We start from the raw sequence: 13,261 nt of genomic DNA on the forward strand, positions 1-13,261 counted from the left end.
GGATGTTTTGGATAAAAACATGAAGATTCTTGTTGTTGACGATTTTTCTACAATGAGACGTATCATTAAAAATCTATTAAGGGATTTAGGTTTTACCAATGTGCAGGAAGCTGATGATGGTTCAACAGCATTACCAATGCTACAAAATCAAGAATTTGATTTTGTTGTAACAGATTGGAATATGCCTGGCATGCAAGGTATTGACTTGTTACGTGCTATACGTGCCGATGATAGCCTTAAACACATTCCTGTTTTAATGGTAACAGCTGAAGCGAAAAAAGAACAAATTGTTGCTGCTGCTCAAGCAGGTGTTAATGGCTACATTGTTAAACCATTTACTGCTGCGACACTTAAAACCAAATTGGAAAAAGTGTTTGAACGTTTAGGTTAATCTAAGGGGAGAGGCTTATGTCAGCACCTGCTGCGCCTCATATAAGTTTAGAGCAAGCTCGTCAACTTGTTGAGTATCTTGAAAAAGGTGAACAAGAGAAGGCAGATAAGCTAATTCTTGAAGCCGCATCAAAAGAACAATCAGAGTTGTTTGCCGAAGTCGGTAAATTGACGCGTCAATTGCATGAAGCGTTAAAGAACTTTGATCTTGATACTCGTCTCGCCGATTTAACTACCGATGCGATACCCGACGCTAAACAGCGATTAAACTATGTCATGGAAATGACAGAAAATGCAGCAAATAAAACCATGGATGCTGTTGAGGCAAGTTTACCTATTGCACAACAACTTGCTGATGAAATTGCAACAATCAAGCCCACGTGGGATCGATTGATGAACAGAGAAATTGAGCTTGGTGAGTTTAAAACCTTATGCCATAGCTTAGATAAGTTCATGAACAACTCTCATACTAAAACTGATGAATTACAAGGCTTGATGACCAATGTGCTTATGGCACAAGACTACCAAGATTTAACTGGTCAGGTAATTCGCCGTGTTATTGAACTAGTACGAGAAGTTGAAGACAGTTTAATTAATCTCTTAACTGTATTCGGCAGTCAAGAAGATGGTCAGCAAAAACAAGAAAAACAGGCCACAGAACAAGCACCTGCAACAAGCGATACGCTAGCAGGTCCTGAAGGGCCAATTATTGATGCAGAGTCACGTGATGATGTTGTCTCAGGACAAGATGAAGTTGATGACCTATTATCAAGTTTGGGCTTCTAAGAGGAGAGTAACTGCATGAGCTTTGAAGTCGATGAAGATATTTTACAGGATTTCCTTGTTGAAGCAGGGGAAATTCTAGAGCTTTTGTCAGAACAATTGGTTCAGCTTGAGAACAACCCAGAAGACAAAGACTTACTTAACGCAATTTTTAGAGGTTTCCACACTGTAAAAGGTGGGGCAGGTTTCTTGAGTATGACAGAGCTTGTTGACGCTTGTCATGGTGCAGAAAATGTCTTCGATTTACTTCGCCAAGGTGTGCGTAGTGTAACACCTGAATTAATGGATGTTATTCTTCAAGCTCTTGATACCATCAACGAAATGTTCTCAACTATTCAAAATCGTGAGCAACCAGAGCCAGCCGATCCTGCTCTACTTGATGTACTTCACAAGTTAAGTCAGCCACCAACAGCAGAAGAGCTTGCAGGAGAAGACACAAGTGTTATTGAAGACACAACCCCTGCACCTGAAGAGCCAGTAGTAGAAGAACCTGTTGTTGATACTGCTGATGTAACAGCCGACATAAACACTGATAATATTGATGAAAGCGACCCGTTTGCTTTTGATATGCTATTTGATGGTGGTGGTTTAGCCCAAGAGAGTGCTTCACAGAATATTGATGAAATCACTGAAGACGAATTTGAAAGTTTACTTGATGAGTTACATGGTAAAGGTCAAGGACCTGCAGCTGCAACTCTCGATTCAAGCAGCAATGATAGTGATGACATTACCGACGATGAGTTTGATAGCTTATTAGACGAACTTCATGGTGTGGGCAGTTTTGGTGAAGTTAAACAACCCGATACCCCTCAACCTGAAGCTCCAAAACCTGCTGCTCCTAGCACCACCAGTGTAAGTAGTGATGGTGATGACGAGATCAGTGATGATGAATTTGAAGCATTACTTGACGAATTACATGGCAAAGGGAGTGCACCAAAGTCACTTGAAAGCACCCCAACAGCCGCACCGAACGTAGAGCCAGAGAAACCAACGCAAGCAGAGAAACCTGTTGCTAAAGCTGCGCCACAACAAGCTGCACCGAGTAAACCAGCAGCACCAAGTAAAGCGACTCCTGCACCAGCTAAAGCGCCTGAGTCTGCTGCTGCACCGAAAAAAGCGCCGCCACCTCAGGCCGAAACCACTGTACGTGTTGATACAAAACGCCTAGATGAAATTATGAACATGGTGGGCGAGCTTGTATTAGTGCGCAATCGATTAGTGAGCCTTGCTAATAACACAAACAGTGAGTCAATGGGCAAAGCTATTTCAAACCTTGATGTGGTTACAGCAGACTTGCAAGGTGCGGTAATGAAAACCCGCATGCAACCAATTAAAAAGGTATTTGGTCGCTTCCCTCGCGTAGTACGAGACTTAGCACGTAGCTTGAAAAAAGATATTAATCTGCAGTTGGTTGGTGAAGAAACAGATTTAGATAAAAACCTTGTAGAAGCGTTAGCAGATCCATTGGTGCACTTAGTGCGTAACTCTGTTGACCATGGTATTGAAATGCCAGAAGTGCGTGAAGCTGCGGGTAAACCTCGCACAGGTACTGTCACTTTATCGGCATCTCAAGAAGGTGACCATATCTTACTGACCATTCGTGATGATGGTGCAGGTATGGATGCTGAAAAGCTGAAGAAAATAGCGATTAGCAAAGGGGTTATTGACCATGATCAAGCAAGTCGTTTATCTGACACCGAGGCTTATAATCTAATTTTTGCACCGGGTTTCTCAACGAAAGAAGAGATCTCTGACATTTCAGGCCGTGGTGTCGGCATGGATGTAGTAAAAACGAAGATCACCCAGCTTAATGGCTCGGTTAATATCCAGTCAGAATTGGGAGTAGGTACTGCGCTTGAAATCAAGGTGCCATTAACACTGGCTATCTTACCGACCCTTATGGTTGTGGTAGGTGAGCAAACTTTCGCATTACCACTTGCAGGTGTTAGCGAAATTTTCCATCTTGATTTAACTAAAACTAACGTTGTTGATGGTCAGCTAACAATTATTGTGCGTAAAAAAGCGATTCCGCTTTTCTATTTACAACACTGGTTAGTGAAAGGAGCCAACCGCCAAGAGCGAAAAGCAGAAGGTCACGTGGTGATTGTGCAAATTGGTACCAAGCAAGTAGGGTTTGTTGTTGACTCATTGATTGGTCAAGAAGAGGTCGTAATTAAACCTCTTGATGCATTACTTCAAGGTACACCTGGTATGGCTGGTGCAACAATCACATCAGATGGTGGCATTGCGTTAATTTTAGATGTACCGAGTATGCTCAAGCACTACGTTGGCTAATAAGAAATAGTAATTTGCAGCCAATAGGCTGCATTAAATACGATAAATAACAAGAGAGTGCCAATGGCAGTCAAAGTATTAGTTGTTGATGATTCAAGCTTTTTTCGCCGTAGAGTGAGCGAAATATTAGAGCAAGACAGCAATATTCAGGTAATAGGGTTTGCAGTAAATGGGCGCGAAGCGGTTGATAAGGCCCGAGAACTAAAGCCTGATGTAATTACCATGGATGTGGAAATGCCTGTACTTGATGGCATAAGTGCCGTTAAAGAAATTATGGCAGCCACACCCACGCCTATTTTAATGTTTTCATCGCTTACTCGTGATGGTGCAACAGCCACTCTTGATGCATTAGATGCCGGTGCGCTTGATTTCTTACCAAAGAAATTTGAAGACATTGCACGTAATAATGAAGATGCAATTGCATTATTACAAAATAAAGTAAAAGAGATTGGCCGTCGTAGAATCTCTCGATTTACCCGCCCAGCACCTATTGTAAGACCGTCAACTTCTACCAGTTCACGCAGCAGCGGTATTGTACAGCCAGATCGCAGTTTTAGTCGTTCAACACCGACTGCGGGCTCTTCATCGCCATCTGCTGCAAGTAACATTCGGGCTTCAGGTAAACAATATCAGTTGGTCGCAATTGGTACGTCAACGGGTGGTCCTGTGGCATTGCAAACTATTTTGACGCAATTACCAGCTAATTTTCCGCATCCTATTTTACTTATCCAACATATGCCTGCGGCGTTTACTCCGGCATTTGCTGCACGGCTAAACGGCTTGTGTAAAATTAACGTAAAAGAAGCACAGCAAGGCGATAGACTGGTTGCTGGCACAGCTTATTTAGCTCCGGGTGGTCAGCAAATGCTGGTAGAAGGACGTGGCAGCTCACGTACGCTACGCGTGTTTGAAGACGATAGTCCTCGTATTACTTATAAACCAAGTGTTGATGTTACTTTTGCCAGTGCAGCCAAAGCGTACGGGGCAGATGTATTAGCTGTCGTGTTAACGGGAATGGGGGCTGATGGCCGAGATGGTGCCCGCATGCTCAAGCAAGCAGGTGCGACAATTTGGGCTCAAGACGAAAAAACGAGTGTCGTATATGGTATGCCTCAAGCTGTTGCTAATGCAGGCCTTGCCAGTGAAAGTCTTGCATTAAATGATGTTGCGGCTCGTTTAACGCGAGAGACTGGCTGTGGATAAGCTTTCCTTTCTTGGTTTAATCGTTGCTGTCAGCGCAATTGCCTTTGGTTATGCGCTAGAAGGAGGAGTGGTAACAGCCTTATTCAACGGGCCTGCGCTAGTCATCGTACTTGGCGGTACCTTAGGTGCTGTGATGCTGCAAACCCCAGGCAGTGTTTTTGCAAAAACACTTAAAATTAGTCATTGGGTTTTTTTTCCTCCATATCATGATATCGATGCCGCCATTGAGCAAGTAAAACGCTGGTCACATAAAGCGAGGCAAGAGGGCTATTTATCATTAGAGTCTGAAGCACTTGCTCATTCAGACCCCTACGCGGCAAAAGGGTTGAACTTATTAGTTGACGGTATTGATGAGAATAGACTTAGAGATACGCTAGAAATCGACTTAATGCTTGAACGTGAGCGCTTGCTTGAAGTTAGCAGAGTGTATGAAGCGATGGGGGGGTACAGCCCGACAATCGGTATTTTAGGTGCCGTATTAGGCCTAATACAAGCAATGCAATTTATTACTGATCCTGAAAAACTAGGTGCGGGTGTAGCAACCGCCTTTATCGCTACCATTTATGGTGTTGGCTTAGCAAACCTGTTGTTTTTACCTATGGCGAATAAGCTGAAGCAGCAAATTGAGCAAAAAATGCTTTATCATGAGTTACTTGCTGAAGGTATTATTGCAATCTCTCAAGGCGAAAGCCCACTAAATATTGAACTTAAACTTGAGGCGTACCGTGTTGATCGCCCAAGTTTAGTTGACGAGTAATATCATGTTGCGCCGTCGCTTGCGTCAAAACACTCAAAAAAGTCAGCATACTGAACGTTGGTTGGTTTCATACGCAGATTATATGACTATTATGTTTGCGTTTTTTGTGGTGATGTACGCGATCGCAATTAGTAAAAATGAAGATTTCCAAATCCTCTCAGATTCTCTTGAACAAGTTTTTGAAAAATCAGCCCGTCAGCAGCAGCAAGTTGGAACTGGTGTCAACGGTACGGGGATTTTGACTGACCGAGTCAGTCCCGAAAATGATATTTTATACGGAGAAAGCATCCGTAAAGATGAACAAGGCCCAGAGCTACTTGATGGGCAAAGTGAGACCAGTAATATAGATAAGAAGCATCTAGGTAAACCACTCGATAGCCTTCTTACCAAGTTACAGTCTGCGCTGATAGATGAAATTCGCGATGGTGAGGCAAGTCTTGAGTTACATCAAGATTGGCTAATTATAGAATTGAGTTCGGGTATGCTGTTCTCTTCTGGAAGTGCGGTTGCTCAGCAACGAGCCAAGCAAGTTGTAAGCTTAGTCAAAGATATAATTGCCCCTGTAGATAACTATATTCGTGTACGTGGTTATACCGATAACGAAGGTATTCGCAATGAAATGTTTCGTTCTAACTGGGAATTGTCGGTTGCACGTGCCACTTCAGTGTTAGTTGAACTTGAAAACTTAGGTATCAACCCTGCACGTATGGCGATTGAAGGCTACGGACAATATTCACCGTTTGCGAGTAACGATACAGAACAAGGCCGAGCTGAAAACCGTAAAGTGGTGGTTGCGCTTTCTAAATATGGTTTACCACCAGAACCGACAACCCCTAGTGATGAAGACACTGAAAAGCCGCAGCAACAAGCTCCTGAAATTGAGTTGCCAAGCAATGATAACACCATTAAAGTGATTCAATTACCTCATGGTGGTATTCGAATAACCACGCGCAATGAACAATAATAAGGTGTGATGTGAAAGTTTGGACAGTAGCAAATCAAAAAGGTGGCGTAGGGAAAACAACTACAGCTGTCAGCCTTGCGGGTATTCTTGCATTACAAGGTAAGCGCGTTTTACTTATTGATACCGATCCACATGCATCTTTAACTTATTATTTTGGTATTGATTCTGAAGAGCTTGAGGTTAGCGTATATGATATTTTTGCACGCGGCAACAGCATGGCAAGTGAAGAAATTTTGCAAGCGTTATGCCCTTCAACATTAGAAAACCTTGATATTTTACCTGCCACTATGGCAATTGCGACACTTGATAGAAGCATGGGTAATAAAAATGGTATGGGCTTAATTCTTAAGAAAGCGCTGGCAAAAATTAGTGACCATTATGACTATGCAATTATTGACTGCCCACCAGTACTAGGGGTGTTGATGGTTAACGCCTTGGCAGCCAGCGAGCGTATTTTGGTGCCAGTACAGACTGAGTTTTTGGCTCTTAAAGGCCTTGACCGAATGATGCGGACGATGGAATTAATGCAAACATCGCAGTCAAAGCAGTATCAATATACTATTATTCCTACAATGTACGACAAACGGACTAAAGCATCACTTGAAGCGTATAAAACTCTGCAGGATAATTACAAAGACAAAGTATGGTCGGGTGTTGTTCCTGTCGATACAAAATTTAGAGATGCTAGTTTAGCACAACAAGTGCCGATTCAATTTTGCCCTCGTTCTCGAGGTGTATTTGCCTATCGCGCCTTGCTTGATTATTTAGTTGCACAAGGTTAATGATGAGTAAGCATTTATTTGCTAATGAAAAAGTGATGACCCAATATTTGGGTGCTTTGCTGTGTGAAGATGAACCTAGCGAGCAGAATCTTGAACCCGTAGCTAAATTACTCGAGCAGGTTAATGAGTCTGAACAAAAGCAAGAAGAAAAGATTACCTCCACAGTAATTGCTACTGAACCGCCTTTACCGAGTGTTGAGTCAACTAAAGAGCTTGAGAAAACCGAGAACCAAGCTAATATCAAAGATATAGTTGCAGAATCTAATGCAGATATTATTGCTAAGACATCGTCTGAGCGCCAAGAAGATTACTTTGATGGCGAGTTTCAGGCACTGTTTTTTGAAGTTGCAGGTTTAACCTTAGCAGTACCACTAAAAGCATTAGGGGGAATTCATCAACTGACAGAGGTTAACCAATTGTTTGGTAAACCAAAATGGTTTAAAGGCGTAATGCTTAACCGAGATGAAAAACTCAATGTTGTTGATACTGCACGTTGGGTTATGCCAGAAAAATATGATGAAAGATTAGAACAAGCATTAAATTATCAGTATTTAATCACCTTAGGTGATAGTCAATGGGGATTATTGGCAGAAAAGCTCGTAAATAATATTACGCTTCAAAAAGAAGATGTAAAATGGCGAGCAAAATCAGGTAAGCGGCCATGGTTAGCCGGTGTTATCAAAGAGAAAATGTGCGCCTTGATTGACGTTGAAAATTTATATCAATTGCTAGAGCAGGGCTTAGACAGCCGTGAGCAGTAACTATTTTTACGGAGTAATAGCATGAGTGAAGAAAGACTACTGTCAGCTAATAAAAATGCTGATAGCAACGATGAAGTGTTACAGTGGGTAACCTTTAAGCTTGAAGAAGAAACGTACGGCATTAACGTAATGCAAGTACAAGAGGTGCTTCGCTATACCGAGATTGCTCCTGTTCCAGGCGCACCTTCGTATGTGTTGGGTATTATTAACCTTCGCGGTAATGTTGTAACAGTGATCGACACCCGTGCACGTTTTGGTTTGATGGGCGCAGAAGTTACCGACAACTCACGTATTGTCATCATCGAAGCTGAAAAACAAGTCATTGGTATTTTAGTTGATAGTGTCGCTGAAGTGGTTTATTTGCGTAGCTCAGAAATTGACAGTGCGCCAAATATTGGCACAGAAGAAAGTGCTAAGTTTATTCAAGGTGTATCAAACCGTGATGGTGAGTTATTGATCTTGGTAGACCTTAACAAGCTTTTAAATGACGATGAGTGGGACGAGCTGAGCGCACTATAAACGCTTGGAAACTATATGCTGTTATACTCTTTGTTTGTTGCCTCAATCTTACTAGTTTTAGTGTGTTTGGGGCTTATTTTTGTCAATAACAATAAACAAGCTGCCGCAATTCAGGCTAAGCAAAAACAGCTGCAAGATGCTCAACAACAATTGAGTATATTACGCAGTGAAGTTGCAGAAATGCGTGCAGGAATGCTCAGTATTGGCAAACGTGTTGTAGCTGTTGAAGAAAAAAGTAGAGAACTTGAGCAACTACAAGACGCACAAAAATATGATGATCCGAATGCGAAAATCTATTCGCGAGCGGTTAAAATGGTTGAGCTAGGTGCTGATTTAGAAGAAATAATTCGTGAATGCGAGTTACCCAGAGCCGAAGCTGAACTTCTTATGTCTCTTCATAAACAAAAAGGCGCCCAATGAGGCGCTTTTTTATTGGAGCACTTCTGAGCCCTAAGCTTGAATGTTGAGCTTACCCTGAAAATCTTGCCAACCCGGTGGAAATTTACCACGCAATACATACGAAAATGCAATTAATTCAGCAATGACATAGTAAAGCTCTTTTGGTATTTCTTCACCTAACTCAAGGTGCGATAAGGTTTGTGCTAAGTCAGCGTCTTGATGTATTAAAATGCCTTTTTGTTCGGCAAGTTTAACAATTTCGTCAGCAAGTTCACCAAAGCCTTTACTGGTTATTCGAGGCGAACTGCCCGCTTCGTAGAGTAGGCCAATAGCAGATTTATGTTGATATTGTTCGCTCATAAAATTTAGACCTTGATGTTAATAATTGCATGTGACTTGTAAAAGGCTTGATGACTTGGCGTACCTTGTTGCAAATTAAGCTCGCCAACATTTAGACCATGGCTTGCTAGTTTATGACGCAGCGTTTCTAAATGCGGATGTGCAAGAGCCGTGACCTCTTGTGAAGAGGCTAATAATTGGCAATCTACCGCTGTGTCCATAACCTCTGCGGTAACTTGTAATTTACCAAGCTGCGCATAGTCAAAGTTTAGCCTAACAAACCATACATTTTTACTTTCAAGCTTGTTTTTGCTCGGCTTTTTGTATTGACCTAAGCTGATTTCTGTTTGCCCTGCCTCTGCTGGAAGTTTCATCGGTAAGAAAAATTGTGCAAGCGGGTTACTATCTTGCTGTTGGTTTATCGGTGTCGTTTGTACTTGAGTGAGAGTATTCTTTACTTGGCTTAACTCACCCGCTAAGGCTTGCAAATTGGGTTGTTGTAATTGCTCCAGTAACTTACTGCCATTAACGGCTTTAAAATTGGGTACTAGCACTTGCAATAAGGCATCAAGACCTGTTTGGTTGTTAAAGCTTAAATTAGTGGGAGCCTGATTAATAATAGGTGCAGCCAAAGCGGTTACTGCTAGTTGCTCTAGACCTTGATTAAAGCTTGCTTGTTGGTTTTGTGGTGTTAAAGATGCTGGTCTAAGTATACTTAGTAGTTCACGCTCGATCGTTGCTGGGTGTATGTTTTGACTTGAAATCATGCGGTTAAATGCTTGATTAACTAACCTATTTAGATCAACAGAAGAAGACGTACTTTGCTCACTAAGAGCGACTAACTTTTCACTTAACTGCACAGGTAGTGGCGTGCTTGTGGGCTTTTGACTCTGTGGCATTGGCACTAACTTGGCTATTAGTGCAGCTTCAATAGGCCTAATAGCGAGTAGGGGTTGGCGTAAATTAGGCTCTTTTGCTGCTAAAAAAGGAGCGAGAGAAGAAACTTGGCTTGTTATTGGTGCAGGCAGTTCCGCTTTAACTTTTACATGATTTGTCGTTTGCTCTGTAATTGCACCCTTTGTTCCCGCTAAGGATTGCAACTGATCACCACTCACAGTTTGTTTAATCGCCTTAGTTGCAAGCGCTGGATTGTCTTTCGATACTGCGTTATCAATATTAGTGGCGATGTTTGAAGCTTGAGCGGGTATAGAGTTCGCCTTATTTATAGCATTTGCCGCTGAAGTTGTAGGAGGCTTTTCGGCTATTTGAGCGCTACTAATGAGTGCTGCTTTGTCATTGATTGCGGGCGTATTTATTAATGGTTCAAGACTTACTTTAAGTTGCTGAAACAATTGAATTAGCGGCGCCGACTTATTAAAGCTGACAGGCAACATAGGTTGTTCGCCAGCAGACTTTGTGGCGGGCAACTGCACATTGTTATTGATGGTAGGCAAAAGTGGGCCCGGCTGTTGTTTTAAAGGCGAGTTAGAGGTCATTAACCTCGACCAATTTGGGTCTAAAGACGCGAGCTTAATTATATTGATTTGTTTAGCATTATACCCTAGCTGGCTTACACTGTTGCTTGCGCCCGGCGTTTGACTAACAGATAAGTTAGCTGTTGATTTTGTTGTTGCTGGTAAACGCTCAAAGTAACGCACTGCATCACTAATACGGGTTTTCAAATCGGCAAAACTGTCTTTTAACCAAGAGCGTATTGGTGAATCATTACTACTTGATGGAGCCAAAGGCGTTGTCTTACTGTCAAGTGGTTGGCTTTTAAGAGCATGTGTAAATGTATCTGAGAGTGAGTTTTTTAATAACAAATGTTGTATTGGCGCTTTGTTGACAAGTTCAATGGTCTCTTTTACGCGCTGTGATAGCAGTTTTAGCGTATGAGGATTAAATTGCCAATGCGCTTGAATTTGTTTTGCTTGTTTTGGGGGGATTGCTGCAAGTGGCAGCGTTAACTCGCTATTTTGTTTGGTTGCTAAACTCAATTGTAGCTGTTGGCCGGTGAGTTTTAAGTCTATTTCTGGGACTAGTTTAGCGACTAAATCAGCGACTTTTTGTTGGCTAACACTTTGTTGATGCAGTGAATCCCCAAAGCGATTAATGATGTTTAAGTTAAAACTATTTTGCTGATTTGTAGCTGGCAACAAGATTGCTTTGAGTGGCGCTTCAGTTTTTAACAGTGTTGCCAAGGTATTGTTAAGGGCAAACTCTGTTTTCAATGATGGCAGTTGCAGCATTGGCTGATTGCTGGCAATAGTTGCCGGGTAGGGCGTGTTTGTATTTGCATTCCCCTGTGTGAACAAGTTAAGAAGTGCTTGCATTTGCTGACTTTTACCCAGTGTAATTGTGATAGGCAGAGGTGTAATAGTGAGCCCTTTGCCATCATTACTTAATTGGATGTTTGCCGATAAGAATCGTTCAGTTTTGGGATTTTCTTGCTCAGTAGATAAACGCAATGTTTGCCATGCATTGTTGATTAATACATCCATCTGCACACTGTGTTTGCTAATCACGATATTACGGGCAGTTAGACTCTGATCAGCGAGCATTTTTAATGCCTCGCTTGATGAATGTTGTGAAGCACTGCTAATACTTTTAGGGTCAATATTAAGCTGGGTGCTGAGAGTCAACTGGCTTTGTTTATTCATTATTTTAGATCAAATATAAGTTAATCGTTTTAAAGCAATATTCGTATTACCCTATCATTATGGTAGACTAACGCCTAATTTTGGGTATAGAGAATCGTCATCTTGTTACACATTAAGGCCGTCACCTGCATCAAGCAAGATCGTTGTTTGTTTGCGGATCTTAATTTCAGCTTAAAATCTGGGCAAATTATGCAGTTAGCTGGTCCAAATGGGGCTGGTAAAACATCATTATTGCGTATTATCGCAGGCTTCGCTATGCCTGATGAAGGTGAGGTATTATGGCAACAACGTTCTATCGCAAAATACTATGATGAATTTGCTGATGAGTTATTATTTATCGGTCATAAGACCGGTGTAAATAGTCAACTTACGGCACTTGAGAACCTTGCTTTTTGGCTGAAAATAAACGGCTATGATAGCAAGCAAGACTTATATCCGGTCTTAGCTAAGATAGGTCTAGTGGGTCTTGAAGACGTACCTGTGCGCATGTTATCAGCAGGACAACAGCGTCGTGTTGCATTGGTTCGTCTTTGGTTAAATAACGCCAAACTGTGGATATTAGACGAGCCTTTTACTGCGCTTGATAAAAGTGGGGTGGCGTTTTTGCAAGAGCGATTTGTTGAGCATCTTAATGCGGGTGGAGCTATTTTATTAACCACCCACCAAGATTTAACGGCACATTTTAGTGACCTTAAAACAGTGACTTTGGAGTATCGCCACTGATGGTAAAGCAGCACTCGTATTGGCAACTATTCTCTGCGGTTTTTTCTAAAGATCTTAAATTAGCGTTTCGTCAGCGTGCTGAAATCGTTAACCCTATCTTGTTTTTTCTTATTGTAATTACACTTTTTCCGTTAGCAATTGGCCCTGAGCCCGGTCTACTTGCTCGTATGGCGCCAGGCATTATTTGGGTCGCAGCATTACTCTCGACCATGTTAGGTTTAGATAAGTTATTTCGTGATGATTATCACGACGGAACATTAGAGCAGTTAATCGCTTCGGCATACCCATTACCACTAACCGTTCTTGCTAAAGTTGCGGCTCATTGGGTTATTACGGGGCTGCCTCTTGTGCTTATGACTCCGGTATTTGCTTTATTAATGAATTTAGAAAGTTCAGCGCTGTTAGCAACCGTTCTGACGTTATTGTTAGGGACGCCATTGCTGAGTTTCATTGGCGCAATTGGTGCTGGACTGACTGTGGGATTACAAAAAGGTGGCATTTTAATGAGTTTACTTGTTTTGCCTTTGTATATCCCTGTACTAATTTTTGCAACCTCGGCTATCGATACCAGCTCTATGGAGCTTGCCTATAGCGGACAGCTTGCAATCCTTGGTGCCATGCTAATCGTAGCGATTATAGCGGCGCCAATTGCCATATCGTCAGCATTGAAAGTGAGTGTAAGTTAA

The 13,261-nt window shown here is 42.0% G+C and carries 14 protein-coding genes; 12 read left to right on the plus strand and 2 right to left on the minus strand.

Features of this window, described 5'->3' with window-relative positions; translation table 11 throughout:
* Positions 1-7 precede the first annotated feature (7 nt).
* The 10 genes from cheY to AAEU31_RS01065 all read left to right on the plus strand — a co-directional run bounded on the left by cheY (position 8) and on the right by AAEU31_RS01065 (position 8,874).
* Positions 8-391, plus strand: coding sequence for a chemotaxis response regulator CheY (gene cheY / locus AAEU31_RS01020; RefSeq protein WP_016708035.1), 384 nt, complete (start codon positions 8-10; stop codon positions 389-391).
* A gap of 17 nt (positions 392-408) precedes the next feature.
* Positions 409-1,176: a protein phosphatase CheZ gene (locus AAEU31_RS01025; protein WP_135923873.1), complete on the plus strand. Its 768-nt coding sequence runs from the start codon at positions 409-411 to the stop codon at positions 1,174-1,176.
* Between the two features lie 15 nt (positions 1,177-1,191).
* The gene (locus tag AAEU31_RS01030; RefSeq protein WP_421966176.1) at positions 1,192-3,468 is read left to right on the plus strand and encodes a chemotaxis protein CheA; all 2,277 of its coding nucleotides are present in this window, start codon (positions 1,192-1,194) and stop codon (positions 3,466-3,468) included.
* A 63-nt stretch (positions 3,469-3,531) separates the two neighbouring features.
* A complete protein-coding gene (locus tag AAEU31_RS01035) occupies positions 3,532-4,671 on the plus strand; it encodes a protein-glutamate methylesterase/protein-glutamine glutaminase (protein WP_138557432.1) in 1,140 nt (379 codons plus the stop codon).
* Positions 4,664-5,428: a flagellar motor protein gene (locus AAEU31_RS01040; protein WP_135923876.1), complete on the plus strand. Its 765-nt coding sequence runs from the start codon at positions 4,664-4,666 to the stop codon at positions 5,426-5,428. The genes AAEU31_RS01035 and AAEU31_RS01040 overlap by 8 nt, the downstream gene beginning before the upstream one ends.
* Before the next feature lie 4 nt (positions 5,429-5,432).
* A complete protein-coding gene (locus AAEU31_RS01045) occupies positions 5,433-6,392 on the plus strand; it encodes a flagellar motor protein MotB (RefSeq protein WP_135923877.1) in 960 nt (319 codons plus the stop codon).
* 11 nt (positions 6,393-6,403) lie between these two features.
* Positions 6,404-7,174, plus strand: coding sequence for a ParA family protein (locus AAEU31_RS01050; protein ID WP_135923878.1), 771 nt, complete (start codon positions 6,404-6,406; stop codon positions 7,172-7,174).
* Between the two features lie 2 nt (positions 7,175-7,176).
* Positions 7,177-7,935 (plus strand): chemotaxis protein CheW, encoded by a 759-nt coding sequence (locus AAEU31_RS01055; protein WP_421966177.1) that lies wholly within the window; start codon positions 7,177-7,179, stop codon positions 7,933-7,935.
* A gap of 21 nt (positions 7,936-7,956) precedes the next feature.
* The gene (locus tag AAEU31_RS01060; protein WP_054553251.1) at positions 7,957-8,454 is read left to right on the plus strand and encodes a chemotaxis protein CheW; all 498 of its coding nucleotides are present in this window, start codon (positions 7,957-7,959) and stop codon (positions 8,452-8,454) included.
* Positions 8,455-8,469: 15 nt separating this feature from the next.
* The gene (locus tag AAEU31_RS01065) at positions 8,470-8,874 is read left to right on the plus strand and encodes a DUF2802 domain-containing protein (RefSeq protein ID WP_421966178.1); all 405 of its coding nucleotides are present in this window, start codon (positions 8,470-8,472) and stop codon (positions 8,872-8,874) included.
* A 30-nt stretch (positions 8,875-8,904) separates the two neighbouring features.
* Here the strand turns inward: AAEU31_RS01065 and AAEU31_RS01070 are convergent, their stop codons facing one another.
* Positions 8,905-9,213: an EscU/YscU/HrcU family type III secretion system export apparatus switch protein gene (locus AAEU31_RS01070; RefSeq protein WP_421966179.1), complete on the minus strand. Its 309-nt coding sequence runs from the start codon at positions 9,211-9,213 to the stop codon at positions 8,905-8,907.
* 5 nt (positions 9,214-9,218) lie between these two features.
* Positions 9,219-11,852: a flagellar hook-length control protein FliK gene (fliK, locus tag AAEU31_RS01075; protein ID WP_421966180.1), complete on the minus strand. Its 2,634-nt coding sequence runs from the start codon at positions 11,850-11,852 to the stop codon at positions 9,219-9,221.
* A 102-nt stretch (positions 11,853-11,954) separates the two neighbouring features.
* On the opposite strand from fliK, the gene ccmA reads away from it, so the two are divergent.
* Both ccmA and ccmB read left to right on the plus strand, forming a co-directional pair.
* Positions 11,955-12,575, plus strand: a complete 621-nt coding sequence (gene ccmA, locus AAEU31_RS01080) for a cytochrome c biogenesis heme-transporting ATPase CcmA (RefSeq protein WP_135923887.1) — start codon at positions 11,955-11,957, stop codon at positions 12,573-12,575.
* On the plus strand, positions 12,575-13,261 hold the full coding sequence (gene ccmB / locus AAEU31_RS01085) for a heme exporter protein CcmB (RefSeq protein WP_421966181.1): 687 nt from the start codon (positions 12,575-12,577) through the stop codon (positions 13,259-13,261). The genes ccmA and ccmB overlap by 1 nt, the downstream gene beginning before the upstream one ends.

Source organism: Pseudoalteromonas thalassia (assembly GCF_049257215.1).
Lineage (GTDB): Bacteria > Pseudomonadota > Gammaproteobacteria > Enterobacterales > Alteromonadaceae > Pseudoalteromonas > Pseudoalteromonas lipolytica_C.